General features: G+C 70.2%; 14 protein-coding genes. 11 read left to right on the top strand and 3 right to left on the bottom strand.

The annotated features are described in order from the left end of the window. Nucleotides 1-98 precede the first annotated feature (98 nt). Nucleotides 99-992 carry a DUF6473 family protein gene (locus tag ACE37J_RS03355; protein ID WP_409707011.1) on the top strand — a complete coding sequence of 298 codons (894 nt, stop codon included), beginning with the start codon at nt 99-101 and terminating at the stop codon, nt 990-992. On the opposite strand, the gene ACE37J_RS03350 is transcribed toward ACE37J_RS03355, so the two are convergent. The 3 genes from ACE37J_RS03350 to ppdK form a co-directional block, all read right to left on the bottom strand. After that, on the bottom strand, nt 985-1,380 hold the full coding sequence (locus tag ACE37J_RS03350; RefSeq protein WP_409707008.1) for a dihydroneopterin aldolase: 396 nt from the start codon (nt 1,378-1,380) through the stop codon (nt 985-987). The genes ACE37J_RS03355 and ACE37J_RS03350 overlap by 8 nt on opposite strands. A gap of 105 nt (nt 1,381-1,485) precedes the next feature. After that, nucleotides 1,486-2,280: a cell wall hydrolase gene (locus ACE37J_RS03345; RefSeq protein ID WP_409707005.1), complete on the bottom strand. Its 795-nt coding sequence runs from the start codon at nt 2,278-2,280 to the stop codon at nt 1,486-1,488. Nucleotides 2,281-2,526: 246 nt separating this feature from the next. Beyond that, the gene (gene ppdK, locus ACE37J_RS03340) at nt 2,527-5,154 is read right to left on the bottom strand and encodes a pyruvate, phosphate dikinase (RefSeq protein ID WP_409707002.1); all 2,628 of its coding nucleotides are present in this window, start codon (nt 5,152-5,154) and stop codon (nt 2,527-2,529) included. 143 nt (nt 5,155-5,297) lie between these two features. Between ppdK and ACE37J_RS03335 the strand changes: the two genes are divergently transcribed. The 10 genes from ACE37J_RS03335 (at nt 5,298) to rplI (ending at nt 17,595) form a co-directional block, all read left to right on the top strand. Beyond that, nucleotides 5,298-8,561: a chemotaxis protein CheB gene (locus ACE37J_RS03335; RefSeq protein WP_409706999.1), complete on the top strand. Its 3,264-nt coding sequence runs from the start codon at nt 5,298-5,300 to the stop codon at nt 8,559-8,561. Between the two features lie 55 nt (nt 8,562-8,616). After that, on the top strand, nt 8,617-10,092 hold the full coding sequence (locus ACE37J_RS03330) for an ABC transporter substrate-binding protein (protein WP_409706996.1): 1,476 nt from the start codon (nt 8,617-8,619) through the stop codon (nt 10,090-10,092). A 71-nt stretch (nt 10,093-10,163) separates the two neighbouring features. Further along, a complete protein-coding gene (locus ACE37J_RS03325) occupies nt 10,164-11,108 on the top strand; it encodes an ABC transporter permease (RefSeq protein WP_409706993.1) in 945 nt (314 codons plus the stop codon). Next, complete coding sequence (locus ACE37J_RS03320; RefSeq protein ID WP_409706990.1) at nt 11,105-11,917, top strand: ABC transporter permease; 813 nt, start codon at nt 11,105-11,107, stop codon at nt 11,915-11,917. The genes ACE37J_RS03325 and ACE37J_RS03320 overlap by 4 nt, the downstream gene beginning before the upstream one ends. Next, nucleotides 11,914-13,512 carry an ABC transporter ATP-binding protein gene (locus ACE37J_RS03315; RefSeq protein WP_409706987.1) on the top strand — a complete coding sequence of 533 codons (1,599 nt, stop codon included), beginning with the start codon at nt 11,914-11,916 and terminating at the stop codon, nt 13,510-13,512. Before ACE37J_RS03320 ends, ACE37J_RS03315 begins: the two co-directional genes overlap by 4 nt. After that, a complete protein-coding gene (locus tag ACE37J_RS03310; RefSeq protein WP_409706984.1) occupies nt 13,509-14,966 on the top strand; it encodes an aldehyde dehydrogenase family protein in 1,458 nt (485 codons plus the stop codon). Before ACE37J_RS03315 ends, ACE37J_RS03310 begins: the two co-directional genes overlap by 4 nt. 71 nt (nt 14,967-15,037) lie before the next feature. Beyond that, on the top strand, nt 15,038-16,189 hold the full coding sequence (locus tag ACE37J_RS03305) for a peptidoglycan-binding protein (RefSeq protein ID WP_409706981.1): 1,152 nt from the start codon (nt 15,038-15,040) through the stop codon (nt 16,187-16,189). A gap of 133 nt (nt 16,190-16,322) precedes the next feature. Then, entirely contained in the window at nt 16,323-16,733 is a 411-nt protein-coding gene (rpsF, locus tag ACE37J_RS03300; RefSeq protein WP_409707353.1) for a 30S ribosomal protein S6, read from the top strand. 17 nt (nt 16,734-16,750) lie between these two features. After that, entirely contained in the window at nt 16,751-16,978 is a 228-nt protein-coding gene (rpsR, locus tag ACE37J_RS03295) for a 30S ribosomal protein S18 (RefSeq protein WP_409706978.1), read from the top strand. Nucleotides 16,979-16,989: 11 nt separating this feature from the next. Beyond that, nucleotides 16,990-17,595, top strand: a complete 606-nt coding sequence (gene rplI / locus ACE37J_RS03290; protein ID WP_409706975.1) for a 50S ribosomal protein L9 — start codon at nt 16,990-16,992, stop codon at nt 17,593-17,595. Nucleotides 17,596-17,700: the final 105 nt, after the last annotated feature.

The raw sequence follows: 17,700 nt of genomic DNA, 5'->3' as shown, positions 1-17,700 counted from the left end.
GCGCCCGCAGGGCGGAGGGCGCGCCTCTCGCCCTCCGTTTAACCCGGCCTTCACCGAAGGGCGCGAGACTGCCCCCGCCGGAAGCTGGAGTGTGCGCGATGTATCAGAAACCCGATCAGGCCTTCATCGACTATGACGGCTATGTCTGGGGCCGCCTCTCCCAGGTCTATCGCGGACCGAAGCCCGATCTCTCGCAGCCCTATATCGCCTGTATCGGCGGGGCGCAGACCTTCGGGCGCTATGTCGAGAGGCCGTTTCCGGCCCTTCTGGGGGATATGCTGGGCCGGCAGGTCGTGAATTTCGGCACCGCCAACGCCGGCCCGGGCTTCTTTCTTCGCGATTCGGAGGTGCTGGAGGCCGCCTCCGCCGCCGATCTCTGCGTCGTGCAGGTGATGAGCGCCCGCTCCCTCTCCAACCGGCTCTTCAAGGTGAAGCTGGCGCGGAACGCGCAGATCGAGGCTGTCTCGAAGGCGCTGGAGGATCTCTTCCCCCATGTCGATTTCGAGACTTTCACCTACGCCCACAACATGCTGAACCAGATCGCGGAGGACGACCCGGAGAAGTTCCTCGCGGTCGAGACCGAGCTGAAGACGGCCTGGGTCGCGCGAACCCGCGTCCTCCTCCAGTCGATCCAGACCAAGCGCGTCCTCCTCTGGTTCTCCGAGCGGAGCCCGAACGAGGGGCCGAAGGTGACGGCGGAGAACCCGGCGCTGAAATATCCCCAGTTCGTCGATCAGGAGATGATCGACGCGGTGAGCCCGCTGGCCGACGAGGTCGTCTATTGCGTCACCTCGAAGGGAATGCCGCAGGACCTGACGCGCAGCGGCGCGCCCGTGCTGCAGACCCCGTTCGGCATGCCGGTGACGGAGAACCGCTACTATCCCTCGCCCGAGATGCACGAGGCCGCCGCCGAGGCGCTCCGCCGCCCCGTCGCCGAACTCCTCGCCGCCTCGGAGCGCGTGGCGGACCGGGGCGAGCGCATCGTCATCTGAGCGCCCGCCGCTCGATCTCCACGCCGAGCGCGCCGGAGGTCCGGTCCAGCTTCTCGATCCGGATGCGCGCGGCGAGGACGCCGCGATGTGCGAGGAGCCGCGCGGCGAGCCGCGCCGCGAAGGTCTCCAGCAGCTTGATCCGCGGCCCTGCGGCGAGGTCGCGGATCGCATGAAGGATGAGGTCGTAGGAGACGACGCTCGCCTCCTCGTCCGGCGCATCCGCAGCGAAGGGCGCAACCTCGAGCTCGACGGAGAAGCGCAGGCGCTGCCGCCTTCCGAACTCCTCCGCATAGGCCCCGATCTCGACCTCAGCCACATGATCACGGAGGAATATGCGGTCAGCCCCGACCGCACCGACTTCTGACGCCCGACCCGAACTCTCCAGCATCGAGACCCTCCCCCGCCTTCGCGCCCTCATGCGGCCGCGCATCGCGGGCGGCGCGCGCGGAACCGGCGCCGAAAGGGCCGCGGGCGGCGCCCGCGATGCGCGGCCTCAGCTGTCGTTCGAGGAAACCCGGGTGGGGAAGCGGTAGAAGATGTGCGCGCCGATCCGGGTCGTCTCGGTCAGCTTGCGCGCCCAGCGCGGGTTGACCGCAGTGGTGTGGAAATGCGTCGCCCCGCCGGTGACGACCCGGGGCCGCCCGGAGAGCATCACCTTCGCGATCTTCGCCGCCTTCACGAAGGCGGCGCGGTTCGCCACCCGCTCCGCCTTGCCGTCGCAGGCGTAGGAGAACTGGCAGGCGTTGCGCCGGTCGCTCCCCTGGGTGACGACGGCGCAGACGTCGTCCGGGTAGACGCCGCTGTCCACCCGGTTGAGGATCACCTCCGCGACGGCGAACTGGCCCTTCGTGTCCTCGCCCCGGGATTCGAAGTAAACCGCCTCGGCGAGGCAGCGAAGCTCCCGCTGGTCCACCCCCTCGGCGATGGCGTCGAGCGATGCGGAGGAGACGGAGACGACCTCGTTCACGTCCATCCCGCGCGTCGCCTCCGCCAGCGCGGCGGCCAGCGCATCCTCCTGCGCCAGCGTGTCGAGATCGGGGTCCGAGATCGCGCCGGGCGTGAAGCGGGCCGGGCCGGCGGGCAGGCGCCCCGTGCGGGCGAACACCGCGTCGCTCTCAAGGGTCCGGAAGGCCGAGCGCTCCGCCCGCAGAAGGGCGAGGACCTGCGCGGAGGAGGCCTCCGCCGCCCTGCCCGACTGTTCCGCCACGGAGGGAGCGGCGACGAGGCTCAGAACCGACGCCAACCCGAGGGCGGCCAGAGGAACGTAGCGGGCGAAACGAGGCGACATGCGGAACCCTTCAGAAAACGCCCGGCGCGGGTTTGGCGCTTCGGGCAACGGGGTTGGCGAACCCCTCATCGTCTCCGTGGACAGAAAGCGCCGGACGTTCTGCCGGGCGCAGCAATCGTTAACGTCGTGTGAAGCGGAAAAGGCGCCTTCCGGTCAATCGGAATCCGTCTCGGGCGCCCATGGGTTAATCACAATCCGCGCGAATCGTCGAAAGATCACGAAACAATTTCGTCAAGCTGCAGATCGTTACCGCGAATCACCATGATCGCGCCGCTCCGCGAGCAGCCGCGCCTGCGCCGCGGCGAGCCGCGCGATCGGCAGCCGGAAGGGCGAGCAGGAGATGTAGTCGAACCCCGCCAGCTCGCAGAAGCGGATCGACGCCGGATCCCCGCCATGCTCGCCGCAGAGGCCCAGCGTGAGGCCGGGGCGCGCGCGCCGCCCCCGCTCCGTGGCGATCAGCAGAAGCTCCCCCACTCCCTCCACGTCGAGCGAATGGAACGGATCCTCCGGAAAGACGCCCTTGGCCACATAGTCCCGCATGAAGCGCCCGGCGTCATCCCGGCTGAGGCCATAGGTCATCTGCGTCAGGTCGTTGGTGCCGAAGGAGAGGAACTCGGCGGAGCCCACGATGTCCCCCGCCCGGAGCGCGGCGCGCGGCGTCTCCACCATCGCCCCGATCTTGTAGCGGAGCGCCGCCCCGCTCTCCGCCCGCACCTGCTCCGCAACGCGCTCGATCACCCTGGCCAGCAGCTCCATCTCCCGGTTGGCGGAGACGAGCGGGATCATGATCTCGGGGATCACCGGCTCCCCCGTCGCCCGCCCGGCCTCGACCGCCGCCTCGAAGGCCGCGCGCGCCTGCATCTCGTAGATCTCGGGGAAGGCGACGCCGACGCGGCAGCCGCGCTTGCCCAGCATCGGGTTGAACTCCCGCATCTCCTCCGCCCGGCGGGTGACGACCTTGAGCGGCAGCTTCATCGCCTCTGCGAGCTCGGCCATTTCCCGCGGCCCGTGCGGCAGGAATTCGTGCAATGGCGGGTCGAGCAGGCGGATGGTGACCGGAAGGCCCGCCATGATCTCGAAGAGCTCGCGGAAGTCGCCGCGCTGCATCGGCAGGAGTTCGGCCAGCGCCGCGCGCCGGTCCGCCTCCTTCTCGGCGAGGATCATGCGGCGCATGACCGTGATGCGCTTCTTGTCGAAGAACATGTGCTCCGTGCGGCAGAGTCCGATCCCGTCCACGTTGAAGCCGACCGCGACGCGCGCGTCCTGCCCGGTGTCCGCGTTCGCCCGAACCTTCAGCCGCCGAACCTCGTCCGCCCACCCCATCAGCGTCTCGAAGGCGCCGGAAAGCTCCGGTCGCACCAGCCGCGGCGCGCCGGCGAGCGCCTCGCCCGCCGCGCCGTCGATGGTCACGACGTCGCCCTCGCGGAAGACGCGGCCGTCCGCCGCCGTCATCTTCCGCTCCTCGAGGTCGAGCGCGATGTCGGAAGCGCCGACGACGCAGGGCGCGCCGAGGCCGCGGGCGATCACCGCGGCGTGGCTCGTCATCCCGCCGCGGACGGTCAGCACGCCGGCGGCGGCGTGCATGCCGCGGATGTCCTCCGGGCTCGTCTCGATCCGGACGAGAATCGCCGGCTCCTCCCGCGCGGCGAGCGCCTCCGCCGCCTCGGGCGAGAAGACCACCGCGCCGGTCGCCGCGCCGGGGGATGCGGGCAAGCCCTTCCCAATCACGTCGCGGCGCGCGCCCGCGGCGACCGCGGGATGGAGATGGGCGACTAGCCCCGCCGGATCGATCCGGAGCAGCGCATCGTCCCGCCCGATCGCGCCCGCCTCGGCGAGATCGACGGCGATCCGCACCGCGGCGCGCGGCGTCGGCTTCAGCGGCTGCGCGTCGAGGAGGAAGAGCCTCCCCGCCTCCAGCGTGAACTCCACCCGGCAGGCCTCGCCCAGCGCGCGCTCGGCCCCGGCGACGAGCGCGCGGAGCGAAGCGGCCGCTTCCGGCGCCGCGGCTTCGAGCGAGGGCGCGTTCTGCCCGGCGGCGATCCGCCCCGCCTCGGTAAGGAAGCGCGGCGTGCGGAGGCCCATCAGCGCCTCCTCGCCCTGCGCCTGGGGCAGGAAGCGGCCCTCGAAGCCGGGCTCCCCGGTCTCCTCCGAGCGGCCATGAGCGACGCCCGCGCCGGAAGGCGCGGGGCCTAGGCCGAGCGCCATGGCCTGCGCGATCAGGGCCTGCGGCGCCGCGGCGTCGGCCCCCCTCGCCTGCCGCAGGATCCGCGCGGTCGGCGACGACCACGCCCGGCGCATCGCGGCGACGGCGAGGGAGAGCTGCTCGCCCGCATCCTCCGGAAAAGCCTCGCCCGTTTCCTCCTCGGTCAGCGCGAGGTAATCCGCCTCCAGCGCGCGAAGCGCGTCGAGCGAGAGCGCCTCCTCCGTCTCCGCGCCCGATTGCTTGATGCGGTCATAGAGCGCGGCCTCGAACGCCTCCGGATCCGCCCCCATCGCGGCGACGGAAAAGGCCTGGATCAGGCGGCGGCGCAAGTCGATCGCCGCACGCGCGCCGAGACGGGGGACGAGCCCTTCGCAAGCCGCCCGCGTCAGGCCGAGATTGAGGAGCGCGGGGGAAGCGGCGGCGCCGGCCGCGGCCGGGCTGGACCGCAACGCGAGCAGAAGCGGGCGCGCCGGGTCGCCGAAGCCGAGCCCCGTCTCGCGCTCCAGGGCCGCCAGCGCCCCGGCCGTCGCGCCCGGCGCGGCGTCGTCGGGAAAGACGAAGCCGGGCGGGATCGGCGCGCCGGCGGCGGCGAGGCGGAACAGCCGCCGCGCCTTCGCGCCGTGGCGCGCCGGGTCCGTCGCTTCGGAAAGGGGCCTGATCGCATCCTTCATCGCCCCCTCCTCTATCGCGCGCTTCGCGCTTGCGAAAGCGGCAAGTCCCGCGATGCAACAGACGACCATTTCAAAGCGAGCGATTGACAATTTACACAACCTTTGATTGATGTTTTGCAGAGTGCGAAAGTGGGGGCTGGGGGATGGAGGCCGAGACGGTCGATACTGCGGCGACGCAGCCCTATGTCGTCGGCATCGGGGCGTCGGCAGGCGGACTGGAAGCGCTGAGGGACCTCTTTCGAAACCTTCCCCGCGATTCCGGCGCCGTCTACGTCGTCGTTCAGCACATGTCGCCGACGCACAAGAGCCTCCTCTCGACCCTCATCGCGCGGGAGACCCGGCTGGACGTCCTTGACGTGGAGGACGGGATGAAGCCGGCGCCCGGCGCCATATATGTCGCCCCGCCGAGCGTGGACGTGATCTACCGCGCCGGCCGGCTTCGCCTCGTCGCCGGCCCGCAAGGCTCCGTCTCGCCCAAGCCCTCGGTGGACCGGTTCTTTCTCAGCCTTGCGGAATCGGCGCGGGAGCGGGCGGCGGGCATCGTTCTCTCCGGCACGGGCAGTGACGGCGCCTTCGGCGTCCGCGCGATCCGCGGCGCCGGCGGGCTCACCATCGCGCAGGATTCCGAGAGCGCGAAATATGACGGCATGCCCTCGGCCGCGGTCGAGACCGGCTGCGTCGATCTCGTTCTCTCCCCGGTCGAGATCGGGGCCCAGCTTGGCCGCATCATCGCCTCTCCGCATGATCTCGACCGCTTCCGGCCGCCTGCGGGGGCGGAGAATCCGCTCGCAGAGCTGCTTCAGATCGTTCTCGCGCGGACCCGCGTGGACTTCAGGGACTACAAGCCGACAACGATCCAGCGGCGGCTGGAAAGACGGATGATCGCCCTCGGCCTCGACGACCAGGCCGAGTATGTCCGCACCTGCCGCTCGAACCCTGCGGAGGTCGATGCGCTCTTCCGCGATTTCCTCGTCTCGGTGACGTGGTTCTTTCGCGACCCCCTGGAGTTCCTCGCGCTTGCGCCGCTGGTGCGGGAGATCGCGGCGCGGCGCACCGGGCGGCCCGCCCGTGTCTGGATCGCCGGCTGCGCGACGGGAGAGGAGGCCTATTCCGTCGCCATCCTCTTCGCCGAGGCGATGGGCGGGCCCGAGGCGATCGGCAAGGACAAGCTGCAGATCTTCGCCTCGGACATCGACGCCCGCGCGCTGGACGTCGCGCGGCGCGGGCGCTACCCGCGGGCCGCGATCGAGAACGTGCCGCAGGAATACGTCTCCCGCTATTTCACGCTCGATGACGACGGAGTCACCGTTCATCCCGCGCTGAAGGACACCGTGATCTTCTCCTATCACAATGTCTGCCAGGACCCGCCCTTCATCAATCTCGATCTGATCTGCTGCCGCAACCTCCTGATTTATTTCAACCAGCCATTGCAGGCGCGGGTCTTTTCCCGCTTCGCCTATGCGCTGGAGGCGGAGGGGTCGATCTTTCTCGGGACGGCGGAGACGGTCTCCGTCTCGGAGGATCTGTTCGTCAGGATCGGGGACGGCGCCCATCTCTATCGTCGGCGGCATGCGGCGCGGCGCCCGATGATCCGCTTCGGCGGCTACGACCTGCCGGTGGGGACGGATCGGGCGAGCCGCGCCGCCGCGGCCCGGGAGGCGGCGAGCGAAGCCTCGGCGGCGGAGGACCGGTCGATGTTCGACGCGCTGGCCCGCACCCTCGGGCCGGATGTGGCGCTCGTCTCCGACGATTTTCGCATCCTGCGCGTCTATGGCGATCTGGGCCGCTACGTCACGCTGAACGAGAATACGCGCCTTCAGATGAGCCTCTCCATGCTCGCCCCCGAACTGGCGCAGGAGGCGCGGACGCTGGTGACGGTCGCGCTTCGCTCCGGCCAGCGGCGGCAGGGCGTCGCCCACCGCTCCGAAGGCGCGCCGGGGGAGGCGCTGCGGATCGAGGTCTTCCCCCTCGCGAGGCCGGGCGAAGACGAGCGCCTCGCCCTCGTCGCCTTCTCGCGGCAGGCGGAGGCGCAACCGGCCCGCCCCGCCGAGGCCGACCCGGGCGGCGAATGGCTCGAGACGGTGGAGCGCGAACTCGCCTCCACGCGCGAGGCGCTGCAGCAGACGATCGAGGCGCTGGAGACGTCGAACGAAGAACTTCAATCGGCCAACGAAGAGTTGCAATCGACCAACGAGGAATTGCAGGCGACGAACGAAGAACTCGAAACCTCGAACGAGGAGCTGCAATCCTCCAACGAGGAGCTGGTTACGGTGAACGAGGAGCTCCAGATCTCCTCCGCCGAACTGGCGACGACGAACGAGGAGCTTTCAACCATCCTCCAGAACGTCGCCGCGCCGCTCCTCATCATAGACAGCGCCTTGCAGATCACCAAGGCGAGCCGCGAGGCGATCCAGCTCTTCCGGCTGGAGCCGCCGCTCGACACCCCGCATCTGAGCCAGTGCGCGCTGCCGGAGGGCTTCCCGCCGCTCGTCGACATTGCGAACGAGGCGCTTCAGCTCGGCCGCGCGACGACGCGGGAATTCGCCTCCGACGGCGCGTTCCACACACTCCGCTGCGCCCCCGTGGCGACCCAGCGCGGGCAGCTCCAGGGCGTGACGATGACCTTCATGGCCTCGCCCGGCGCCGGAAGGCTCGCGGCCGAACTCGCCCATATCTTCGAGCGCGCGCCGGTCCTCCTGATGCGGCGGGATGCGGAGGGCCGGGTGCTCCGCATTTCGGAGCGCGCGGCCGCGCTTCTGGGCGTCTCCCCCGATGCGGCCGAAGGCGCGCTCCTCACCGATCTCGCCGGCGCGGAATCGGGCGAACGCATCCTCGCCGGGGATCGCGCCTTCCTCGCATCCGGCCGCTCCGCTGAGGCGGCGATCGAGGGCGGCGCCGGGGGCTGGCGGCAGATCGTTCGCTACCGCTTCCAGCCGACGGCGGAGGAGGCGCCGACCGTCTACGCCATCGGCTTCGACATCACCGACCGGCGGGAACGGGAGCTGGAGCTCCTGCGCCTTTCCGGGCAGACGAGCCTCGCCGAGGCTGCGACGGGGGCCGTCTTCTGGTCCGCCGATCCGGCGACGGGGAGGATGGACTGGCCGGACGCCGCCGCGGCGCTGCATGGCGGCGCGCCGGAAAGGCTGGAGGACCTCGCCGACCTCTATGACGAGGCCGGCGCCGAGGCAGCGCGGCGCGCGATGCGCAATGCGCTCGCCGCCGGGGGCGGCTTCGGCTACGCCGCAAAGACGAAGGCGAGCGGCCGCACCGTCCGCTGCGCCGGGCGCGCGTTGAACGGGGCGGACGGCGCGCCGCTCATGCTCATCGGCCTCTTCCGACCGGAGGGGGAGCTGGCGCCGAGACCGGGGGCCGAAACTGCCCGTCGCATTCCGCAGGATTCGCGATAAACTCGCATCGGACGGGCGCATAGGCCCGCCGATATCCGGTCGACAGGAGGCAGAGATGAAGGCCGTTCCCACCCTCGCCGCAGGGGCGTTCGCCCTCGCCGCGCTCACCGCAGGTCATGCGCTCGCCGCCGGCGCGACCATCGGGATGCAGCTGGAGCCCCCCGTGCTCGACCCGACGGCCGGCGCCGCCGCGGCGATAGACGAGATCGTCTATTCCAACGTCTTCGAAGGCCTTGTGAAGTTCGGGGAGGACGGCGCGATCCATCCCGGCCTCGCCGAATCCTGGGAGATTTCGGATTTCGGCCTCGTCTATACCTTCCGCCTGCGCGAGGGCGTGACCTTCCATGACGGCACGGCCTTCGACGCCGAAGACGTGAAGTTCTCGCTCGACCGGATCGCGGCGGAGGAGAGCCAGAACGCGCAGAAGGCGCTTTACGCCGCCATTCTGGAGACGGCGGTCGTCGACCCCCGAACCGTGCGCGTGACGCTCAACCAGCCGACGGGCGCCTTCCTCTTCAACCTCGCCTGGGGCGACGCGGTGATCGTCGCGCCCGAGAGCGCGGCGGAGAACGGCGCGAACCCGGTCGGCACCGGCCCGTTCCGCTTCTCCCGCTGGCTGAAGGGCGACAGCGTTGAGATCGTGCGGAACGACGGCTACTGGGGCGAGCCGGCGAAGCTCGATTCGGTCACGTTCAAGTTCATCTCGGACCCGAACGCCGCCTTCGCCGCGGTCATGGCCGGCGACATCGACGCCTTCCCCGGCTTCCCCGCCCCCGAGATCCTGGACCAGTTCGCGGCCGATCCGCGCTTCCTCGTCATCACCGGCTCGACCGAGGGGGAGACGATCCTCTCCACCAACAACAAGGCCGGGCCGCTCTCCGATATCCGCGTCCGCGCCGCCATCGCCCATGCGATCGACCGGCAGGCGCTGATCGACGGCGCGATGTTCGGCTACGGAACCCCGATCGGCGCGCATTTCGCCCCGCATCATCCGGACTACGTGGACCTGACGCTGCAATCGCGCCACGATCCGGAGATGGCGAAAAAGCTCCTGGCTGAGGCCGGTTACGAGAGCGGCCTCACGCTCCGCCTGAAGCTGCCGCCGCCCTCCTACGCCCGCCGCGGCGGAGAGATCGTCGCCGCGCAGCTCCGCGCCGTCGGGATCGAGACCGAGATCAGCAATCTCGAATGGGCCGGCTGGCTCGAAGAAGTGTTCAAGAACAAGGACTATGACCTGACAATCGTCAGCCATACCGAGCCCTTCGACATCGGCATCTACGCGCGGGACGAGTATTACTTCAACTACAGCTCGGAGGAGTTCAAGACGACCTTCGCCATGCTGGAGCGGACGACCGACCCCGAGGATCGTTCCGCGCTGACGAAGGCGCTGCAGCGGATCATCGCGGACGATTACGTCAACGCCTATCTCTTCCAGCTCGCCCGGACGAGCGTGCAGAACGCGAAGCTGATGGGCATGTGGAAGCATTCGCCGACCCAGGCGAACGACATGACGGCGGCCTATTGGGAATGAAGCCCGAGGGGCCGCGCGAAATGGCGCGGCCCCTTGCCCCGATCTCTCTCCGGGCTTAGCCGAAGGGCCCGATGCTCCGCTACGCCCTCTCCCGCCTCGTCTCCCTCGCCGTCTCGCTGGCGCTCGCCAGCGTCGCGATCTTCGCCGTCATCGAGGTGATCCCCGGGGACCCTGCGGCCTACATGCTCGGCATGAACGCGGCGCCGGACACATTGGCCGCCGTGCGCGCAGAGCTCGGGCTCGACCGGCCCCTGCCCCTCCGCTACCTCTCCTGGGTCGGCGGGATGCTGACGGGGGATTTCGGCACGAGCTACGCCTACAAGGCGCCGGTGGCCGACCTCGTGGCGGAGCGGATCGTGATCTCCCTGCCGCTCACGCTCTACGCCCTCGCCCTCTCCACCCTCATCGCGATTCCCGCCGGGCTCCTCGCCGCCTCGCGGCGGGGGCGGGCGGCGGACTGGGGGGTGATCGGCGTGACGCAGCTTGGCGTTGCGGTGCCGAATTTCTGGTTCGCGATCCTTCTCGTCGTCATCTTCGCGATCAACCTCCGCTGGGTCTCCGCGGGCGGCTTTCCGGGCTGGGAGGCGGGCTTCTGGCCGGCGATGAAGGCGCTGACGCTGCCCGCCATCGCGCTCGCCCTGCCCCAGGCCTCGATCCTCGCCCGCGTCATGCGCTCCGCCCTGCTCGACACGCTGGCGGAGGATTATGTGCGGACGGCCCGCGCCAAGGGCCTCTCGCGCGGGCAGGCGCTGCGGCGGCACGCCTTCCGCAACGCGCTCATCCCGGTGCTGACAATCATCGGTCTTCAGTTCTCCTTTCTCATCGCCGGGGCGATCATCATAGAGAACGTGTTCTTTCTTCCCGGCATCGGGCGGCTGATCTTCCAGGGCATCACGCAGCGGGACCTGATCCTCGTGGAGTCAGTGACGATGCTGCTCGTCTTCGCGGTGATCCTCGTCACATTCCTTGTCGACCTCGCCTATGCTTGGGTCGACCCGCGGCTGAGGCGGCGATGAGGGCGGCGCTTTCATTCGGGGCCTGCCTTTCGGCGCTCTTCGTCGGCGCGGCGCTCGTCTCGTTCCTCTGGACCCCGCATGACGTCGAGGCGCTGGCGATCCGGAACAAGCTCCAGCCGCCCTCGGCCGATTTCTGGTTCGGGACGGACCAGCTCGGGCGCGACATCTTTTCGATGCTCATGGTCGGGGCCCGAACCTCCATCGCCGTGGCGGTGGTGGCGGTGGGGATCGGGATGATCTTCGGCGTGCCGCTCGGCCTCGCTGCGGCCGCGCGGCGCGGGGGGCTGCTCGACGAGGTCATCATGCGGATGAACGACCTCGTCTTCGCCTTCCCCTCGCTCGTCATCGCGATCCTCATCACCGCCATCTTCGGCCCCTCGGCGGTCAACGCCATCATCGCGATCGGCATCTTCAACATCCCGGTCTTCGCCCGCCTCACGCGCGGGGCGGCGCTTTCGCTCTGGGCGCGGGATTTCGTGATGGCGGCGCGCGTGGCGGGGAAGGGCCGCGCGCGCATCTCGGCGGAGCATATCCTGCCGAACATCGCCAACCTGCTGATCGTGCAGGGGACGATCCAGTTCTCCCTCGGCATCCTGGCGGAGGCCGCGCTCTCCTATATCGGCCTCGGCGCGCAGCCCCCCACACCTTCCTGGGGCCGGATGCTGGCCGAAAGCCAGACGCTGATCTACTCGAACCCCGCCCTCGCCTTCTATCCCGGCCTCGCCATCGTGCTGACGGTGCTGGGGCTCAACCTGATGGGGGACGGGCTGAGGGACTGGCTGGACCCGCGGCTGAGGCGGGCGCGATGACCCTCCTCTCGGTCGAAGATCTCACCCTCTCCATCAACCGCGCCCCGATCCTCAAGGGCGTTTCGTTCGACATCAGCGAAGGCGAGGTGTTCGGCGTCATCGGCGAATCCGGCTCCGGCAAGTCCCTCACCGCCTTTTCCGTCCTCCGCCTCCTGCCCGACGGGGCGGAGACGGGCGGCGCGGTCCGGCTGGGCGGCGCCGATCTCTTCGCGAAGACGGAGGCGGAGATGCTCCGCATCCGCGGCGCGGAGATCGGCATGGTCTTCCAGGAGCCGATGACGGCGCTGAACCCGGTGCAGACCATCGGCGACCAGGTGGCGGAGACCGCCCTCATCCACGGCGCCGCCGACCGGCGGGAGGCGAAGGCGCTCGCCCGCGCGATGCTTACCCGCGTGGGCCTCCCCGCCCCGCGCTTCTCGCTCGACCGCTATCCGCACGAGCTTTCGGGCGGTCAGCGCCAGCGCGTCGTCATCGCCATGGCCATCGCGCTCCGCCCGAAGCTCCTGATCGCGGACGAGCCGACGACGGCGCTCGACGTCACGACGCAGGCGGAGATCATGGCGCTGCTTCGCGGGCTGGTGCACGAGTTCGGCATGGGGCTGATGTTCATCACCCATGATCTCGGCCTGGTCGCCGGCGCGGCGGACCGGATCGCGGTCATGCGCCGGGGGGAGATCGTGGAGGCGGGGGAGACGGGCGCGGTCTTCCGCGCGCTCCGCCACCCCTATACCCGCGCGCTTTTCGAAGCCTCCGCCCACCGGCCCGAAGCGGCGCCCGCCGCGCCCGCGCCCGCCCCGGTGCTGGAGGTGAAGGGCGCCGTCCGGGACTACGCCCTGCCCCGCGCCTCCCTCTTCACGAAGCCCGCCCGCCTCCGTGCGGTGGACGGGGTGAGCCTCACGCTCCGTCGCGGCGAGGTTCTGGGCCTCGTCGGCGAATCGGGCTGCGGAAAGTCCACCCTCACCCGCGCCATCCTCGGGCTTGAGCGGCTTCAGGCCGGGGAGGTCCGCATCGCCGGCGCCCCCGTCACGCTCGACCCGCCGCGCGCCGTCCGGCGGAAGATGCAGGTGGTGTTTCAGGACCCTTACGGCAGCTTCAACCCGCGCTGGCGGGTGGAGCGGCTGGTGGCGGAGCCTTTCCACCTGCTCGACGATCCGCCGCGCGGCGCCGCGCGGCGCGACCGGGTGGCGCGGGCGCTGGAGGAGGTCGGGCTCTCCCCCGCCGACATGGAGAAATACCCGCACGAATTCTCCGGCGGCCAGCGCCAGCGCCTCGCCATCGCCCGCGCGCTCATCATCGAGCCCGAGCTCATCATCCTCGATGAAGCCGTGAGCGCGCTCGACGTCTCGATCCGCGCGCAGATCCTCGACCTCATCGCCGGCCTCCGCGCCCGGCTCGGCCTCTCCTTCCTCTTCATCACGCATGACCTCACCGTGGTCCGCGCCCTCGCCGACCGGGTGATGGTGATGCAGGCCGGGCGGATCGTGGAGGAGGGGGAGACGGAGGCGCTCTTCCGCTCCCCCGCCCATCCCTATACCAAGGCGCTGATCGCAGCCGCCCCGGACGTGAAGGCGGCGCTTGAGAGGAGAACGCCATGAACGCCCATCCCGATCTCTGGTTCGGAGCCGACGCCGTCTATATCGGCGGGCGCTGGCGCGCGCCCGCGAACGGGGAGCGCCTGCCGCTCGAAAACCCCTCCGACGGCACCGAGGTCGGCCAGATCGCGCGCGGAACCGCGGCGGATATCGACGCGGCGGTCGAGGCGGCCGAAGCCGCGCTCGCGGGCGAATGGGGGCGGCTGACCGCCGCCGAGCGCGGGCGGCTGATGATGAAGATGGGCCGACTCGTCCTCGAACGCGCCGACGCGCTGGCGCGGATCGAGGCGGCGGATGTCGGCAAGCCGCTGAAGCAGGCGCGGGCCGACGCGGTGGCGCTCGCCCGCTATCTCGAATTCTACGGCGGCGCGGCGGACAAGGTGACGGGGGAGACGATCCCCTATCTCGAAGGCTACACCGTCTACACCCTCCGCGAGCCGCACGGGGTGACGGGGCATATCGTGCCCTGGAACTATCCGATGCAGATCATCGGCCGCTCCGTCGGCGCAGCGCTCGCCATGGGCAACGCCTGCGTGCTGAAGCCCTCGGAGGAAGCCTGCCTCACCGCGCTCGCCTTCGCCGCAATCGCGGAGGAGGCGGGATTCCCCGCCGGGGCGATCAACGTCGTTCCGGGGCTCGGGGAGGAGGCGGGCGCCGCGCTCTCCGGCCATCGCGGCGTGAAGCACCTTTCCTTCACCGGCTCCGTCTCGGTCGGCCGGATGGTGCAGGAGGCGGCGGCGCAGCACATCGTACCGGTGACGCTGGAGCTTGGCGGCAAGTCCCCACAGGTCGTCTTCGACGATGCGGACCTGGAAAAGGCCCTGCCCTTCCTCGTCAACGCCGGCATCCAGAATGCGGGGCAGACCTGCTCCGCCTCCTCCCGCATCCTCGTCCAGCGCGGCGTGCATGACCGGCTGCTGGAGATGATGGCGGGCCGCTATTCCGCGCTGAAAGTCGGCCGCGCCATCGACGATCTCGATGTCGGCCCGCTCATCTCCGCCCGGCAGAAGTCCATCGTGGACGGCTACCTCGCCGCCGCAGCCGATCTCGAAACCGCCGCGCGGGGGGAGATCGTGGCGGGCGCGCCTTCGGGCGGGCATTATGTGGCGCCGACGCTGCTTTCCGGCGTGCGCCCAGACCACAAACTGGCGCAGGAGGAGATTTTCGGCCCCGTGCAGGTGGTGATCCCGTTCGAGGACGAGGCGGAGGCCGTCTCCATCGCCAACGGCACGGATTACGGCCTCGTCGCCAGCATCTGGAGCCGCGACGGCGGGCGGCAGATGCGCCTCGCGAAAAAGCTGCGTGCGGGGCAGGTCTTCATCAACAATTATGGCGCGGGCGGCGGCGTCGAGCTGCCCTTCGGCGGCTCCGGCAAGTCCGGCCACGGGCGGGAGAAGGGGTTCGAGGCGCTCTACGGCTTCTCCGCGCTCAAGACCGTGGCGGCGCATCACGGCTGAGCCGACGGAACCGGACGGGCCGTGCGTGTGACGTCAATGCGACATGCGGGAGGCGCGCTGTGACGAGGCGGATGAAACTGGCGGCGATCGCCCTCGGCCTCTTCACGGCCTTCGCCGCGCCCCCTCCGCCCTTCGCGCCCGCGGCCTTCGCCGAGGGCGCTGGAGAAACCCGTCTCCAGACGCGCGAGGCGCGGCAGGCTGAACGGCAGGCCCAGCGGCAGGCCGAGCGTCAGGCTCAACGGCAGGCGGAGCGGGAAGCGGAACGCAAGGCCGCCCGTCAGGCTGAGCGTCGGGCGCAGCGTCAGGCGGAGCGTCAGGCGCAGCGTCAGGCGGAGCGGCAAGCCGAGCGTCAGGCGGAGCGCCGCGCGGCGCGCCAGGCGGAACGGCAGGCGGCGCAGTCCACCGGCTTTCGCGAAGTCGATGCGCTCAGGAGCCCGCACCGCCCCGAGCGCGGAGACCCGGGCGGCGACGCCCCGGCGCCGGAAGCGCGGGTGCGCGTGGACGACAGGCCCGCGCGGGAAACGCGCGAGAGGGACCGGGGCCGCGACCGGGACAGGGATCGCGACTGGAACCGAGACAGGGATCGCGACTGGAACCGAGATCGCGACAGAGACCGCCGCTGGGACAGGCCGCGCCACGGCTATGACCGCTACAAGGTCGTGGACCGCCGCCCGCACGGGTGGCGCCCCCATTATCACCGCCCGCCGCGCTGGCGCTCGCCGCATCCCTATTGGGGCCAGTATCATTATTCCCCGTTCTGGGGATGGTATTTCACCGCCCCCCTCGCCTATTCGACGCTGGTCTATGTCGACGAGCGCCCGAGAGGCCCGACCTGCGAGGATGTCTACGCGGACGGGGACAGGCTGATCCTGTGCGACGGCGCGCTCTACCGCCCCGTCCCCTACCGCGAGAGGACCGTGTACGAGATCGTCTCCGCCGACCCGGAGGACGATCCGGGCTTCGGCGCCGGATACGGCGCCGAGACCGGGGCGGAAATCGGCGCGCCGCCCGCACGCGCGCTTCGGCTCGCCTCGCCCTTCATGCGCGGGGAGGACGTGGCGCGGCTCCAGCGGGAGCTCCGCGCCCTCGGCTATCTCCGGTCCGCGCCGGACGGCGTCTTCGGCCCGCAGACGGCCAGCGCCGTCCGCGCCTTCCAGCGCGACCAGGGCCTGCCGGCGGACGGCGTGGTCGACGGGGAGACGGCGTTCCGCCTCGGCGCCTGAGCGGACTTGCATCCGCGGCCCGCCCGCGCTAGGGAGCGCCGGCTTCCGAATGGTTGAACGCGGCGCCTCTCGTATGCGGGCCGGAAGCCTCGTCGCCCGGCATTTTGAAGCGCGCATGACAGAGGTGAGACGCATGGCTCTTTACGAGCATGTCTTTATCGCGCGTCAGGACATATCCAACGCGCAGGCCGAGGGCCTGATCGAGCATTTCTCCCAGGTGCTGAAGGACAATGGCGGCGAGGTCGTCGGGTTCGAGTACTGGGGCCTTCGCACGATGGCCTTCAAGATCAACAAGAACCGGAAGGGCCACTACGCCTTCCTGAAGTCGAATTCGCCCGCCCCCGCGGTGGACGAGATGGAGCGCCTGATGCGCCTCCATGACGACGTGATGCGCGTGATGACCGTGAAGGTCGACGCGCACGAGGAAGGCGAGAGCGCCGTCGTCCGCGCCAAGAACTCCCGCGACCGCGACGACCGCGGGGATCGCGGCGACCGTGGCCCGCGCGGGCCCCGCCCGCCCCGGCCGCCCCGGCGCGACGACTGAGCGAGAGGACAGAGACCATGGCCAAGAAACCCTTTTTCCGGCGCAAGAAGTCCTGCCCCTTCGCCGCCACCGACGCGCCGAAGATCGACTACAAGGACGTGAAGCTCCTTCAGCGCTACATCTCCGAGCGCGGCAAGATCGTGCCGAGCCGGATCACCGCCGTCTCCGCCAAGAAGCAGCGGGAACTCGGCCGCGCCATCAAGCGCGCCCGGTTCCTTGCGCTGCTGCCTTACGCGATCAAGTGAGGAGCTGAATCATGGATGTGGTTCTTCTCGAACGGGTCGAGAAACTCGGCCAGATGGGCGACGTGGTGAAGGTGAAGGACGGGTTCGCCCGGAACTTCCTCCTGCCCAAGGGCAAGGCCCTGCGCGCCACGAAGCGCAACATGGAGCGGTTCGAGACGGAGCGCGTGCAGCTTGAGGCGCGCAATCTCGAACTGAAGAAGGAGGCGGAGGCGGTCGCCAAGACGCTGAACGGGGCGCGCTTCGTCGCCATCCGTCAGGCGTCGGACGCCGGCGCGCTCTACGGCTCCGTCACCTCGCGCGACATCGCGGACCTCTGCACCGAGGGCGGGTTCACCGTCGCGCGCACGCAGGTCATCCTCACCACCCCGGTGAAGGAGCTCGGCATGCATGACGTGCGCGTGATCCTCCACCCCGAGGTGAGCGCGACGGTCACGATCAACGTCGCCCGGTCTCCGGACGAGGCGGCGCTGCAGGCCCAGGGCAAGTCCATCCAGGACCTGCGCGCCGAAGAGGAGGCCGCGGAGGCCTTCGACGTCGCGCAGCTCTTCGAGGACGATGCGGACACCGATGAGATCATCGAGGATCGCGCGGCGGACGAGACCGAGCAGCCGCGCTAGTGAACGCAGGACCTTCGGGTTCGAAGGGCCGCCCCGCGAGGGGCGGCCCTTTTCGCTGCGCGCGTTGCGCGCCCCCTCCACAATCGGAAGCTGAAGGCCTACCCT

Origin of the sequence: Pikeienuella sp., assembly GCF_046290545.1 — a bacterium.
In the GTDB taxonomy this organism is placed as follows: domain Bacteria; phylum Pseudomonadota; class Alphaproteobacteria; order Rhodobacterales; family Rhodobacteraceae; genus Pikeienuella.
The sequence above is the reverse complement of the archived record's forward strand: the minus strand, read 5'-3'. Positions and strand labels throughout refer to the sequence as shown.

Excerpts from the sequence above, each read along its gene's own strand:
- ACE37J_RS03320 (WP_409706990.1), top strand. The coding sequence starts at position 11,105 with ATGAGGGCGGCGCTTTCATTCGGGGCCTGCCTTTCGGCGCTCTTCGTC.
- ACE37J_RS03330 (WP_409706996.1), top strand. The coding sequence starts at position 8,617 with ATGAAGGCCGTTCCCACCCTCGCCGCAGGGGCGTTCGCCCTCGCCGCG.
- rplI (WP_409706975.1), top strand. The coding sequence starts at position 16,990 with ATGGATGTGGTTCTTCTCGAACGGGTCGAGAAACTCGGCCAGATGGGC.
- ACE37J_RS03345 (WP_409707005.1), bottom strand. The coding sequence starts at position 2,280 with ATGTCGCCTCGTTTCGCCCGCTACGTTCCTCTGGCCGCCCTCGGGTTG.
- ACE37J_RS03335 (WP_409706999.1), top strand. The coding sequence starts at position 5,298 with ATGGAGGCCGAGACGGTCGATACTGCGGCGACGCAGCCCTATGTCGTC.
- rpsF (WP_409707353.1), top strand. The coding sequence starts at position 16,323 with ATGGCTCTTTACGAGCATGTCTTTATCGCGCGTCAGGACATATCCAAC.
- ACE37J_RS03325 (WP_409706993.1), top strand. The coding sequence starts at position 10,164 with ATGCTCCGCTACGCCCTCTCCCGCCTCGTCTCCCTCGCCGTCTCGCTG.
- ACE37J_RS03350 (WP_409707008.1), bottom strand. The coding sequence starts at position 1,380 with ATGCTGGAGAGTTCGGGTCGGGCGTCAGAAGTCGGTGCGGTCGGGGCT.
- ACE37J_RS03310 (WP_409706984.1), top strand. The coding sequence starts at position 13,509 with ATGAACGCCCATCCCGATCTCTGGTTCGGAGCCGACGCCGTCTATATC.
- ppdK (WP_409707002.1), bottom strand. The coding sequence starts at position 5,154 with ATGAAGGATGCGATCAGGCCCCTTTCCGAAGCGACGGACCCGGCGCGC.
- rpsR (WP_409706978.1), top strand. The coding sequence starts at position 16,751 with ATGGCCAAGAAACCCTTTTTCCGGCGCAAGAAGTCCTGCCCCTTCGCC.
- ACE37J_RS03305 (WP_409706981.1), top strand. The coding sequence starts at position 15,038 with ATGAAACTGGCGGCGATCGCCCTCGGCCTCTTCACGGCCTTCGCCGCG.
- ACE37J_RS03315 (WP_409706987.1), top strand. The coding sequence starts at position 11,914 with ATGACCCTCCTCTCGGTCGAAGATCTCACCCTCTCCATCAACCGCGCC.
- ACE37J_RS03355 (WP_409707011.1), top strand. The coding sequence starts at position 99 with ATGTATCAGAAACCCGATCAGGCCTTCATCGACTATGACGGCTATGTC.